Here is a 1,521-nt window from a genome sequence, read left to right on the forward strand (position 1 = left end):
TTGTAACTATTCAGCCTTTAATATAGCGATGGTTTTAAAAGCGGCCAATATGTTTTGACCGTTTTTAATACAGGTGTCGGTTACCGAACGAATAACCGCATAGATTTGAGCACCATTCTCAGTTTTGAACTGACCCGATACTTTTTGTTTAACTTTTACATTTCTAATTGCTCTTTCCGATGCATTATTATCAGGAGGTACGTGGAAATGATGCAGAAAAGTAAGAATATATTCTTTGTGCTTTATCATTCGTTTATGGAATGCACGCAGTTTCTTTTGATTTTCAGGAAGTGGATTTTCTAATAAAGCATCTAAAGCGATTCTTATTTTATCCCTTTCTAAGATTGGATTGTTATAGTGTTCTTGGTCTAAATTTTTCTTAAGTTCTAAAGCTTCATACAATGTCCTTTTGAAGTTTGTGGCCCAATTGGACTCAAAGCGTTGTTCAAGAAATATAAGTTCTCGCAATAAATGTGCGATGCATAATTGGTGCGTTTTGCATTGGGTTTGAAAATGACTTGCCCAACAATCATGGACTAAAACTGCATCATGAAAACCTTGGGAAAAATTAGTGTCAATAGTAGCTGTTCCTCTATTTTTTGAAAACACTACAAATGTAGCGAACTTGCTTTGCCAAGTCCAAAACCAACCATTTTTACCATTTACTCTAATGCCTGTTTCATCAGCACCAACAACTTTTTCGTTCGATACTTTTTGAGCAATTAAATCATATACGGGTTGTGCTTTTAGAGCAAAGCCATCCAAGAGATTGCAAATTGTACCTTGTGAAATAGGCAGATTACAAACGTCTTTAAAATATTCGCTCATTCTCTCAAAAGGCAAGTATTGACGAGTATGCATATAGGCAATAGTCGCTTGAACATTAGCACCGTAACTTATCGTTGTTTTTACGTTTTCTGGAAAAACAGACTTGTTTTGATGTCCACAAGAGCATGTCTTTTTAAAAATTCGATGTTCTGTGTATTTTGGAAGAATGACTGGAATATCAACCACTTGTCTTTTTAAAAGCAACTCTTCTGGCTTGTCGGATAAATCATTTCCGCAACAATTACAAAAATCAGGTTTGTGATTGATGATTTGATCAGGATTCTCAACCATTTTTAACGTAGTGCCTTCGTGTCCTGGTTGTCCACCCGGTTTTTTGCTAGATTTAGTGCGGAGACTTTGGTTTTTCAAAGGCCTATTCTCATCTTTAGAAGGCGAAACTGAACTATTAAGACTGTTTTTTCGATGCGTTAAGTCCTCGATTTTATCAAGTAATTTTTCAATTAATGATTCTAATCGGATAACTTTGGTCTCTAATTCAGCAATACGTTTTTTGTCGGAGTTCAATTTCTATTTGTTTGACACAAAGGAAACAAACACCAATAAAAAGTAAAGAAAACAAAGCAGATAGTTGTTAATTAGTAATGAACAAGTGTTCATAATAAAGCTGTTTTTCTAAAAACAGAAAGTCAAATTGTTCATAACTATGTTTTTTTGAATAGGCTGAATAGTTAC

The 1,521-nt window shown here is 34.4% G+C and carries 1 protein-coding gene; it reads right to left on the reverse strand.

All coding sequences use genetic code 11. The features are described from left to right. Positions 1-6: 6 nt before the first annotated feature. Positions 7-1,353, reverse strand: a complete 1,347-nt coding sequence (gene tnpC, locus WFZ86_RS20040) for an IS66 family transposase (RefSeq protein ID WP_342693597.1) — start codon at positions 1,351-1,353, stop codon at positions 7-9. Positions 1,354-1,521 lie beyond the last annotated feature (168 nt).

Source organism: Flavobacterium polysaccharolyticum (assembly GCF_038739875.1).
Lineage (GTDB): Bacteria > Bacteroidota > Bacteroidia > Flavobacteriales > Flavobacteriaceae > Flavobacterium > Flavobacterium polysaccharolyticum.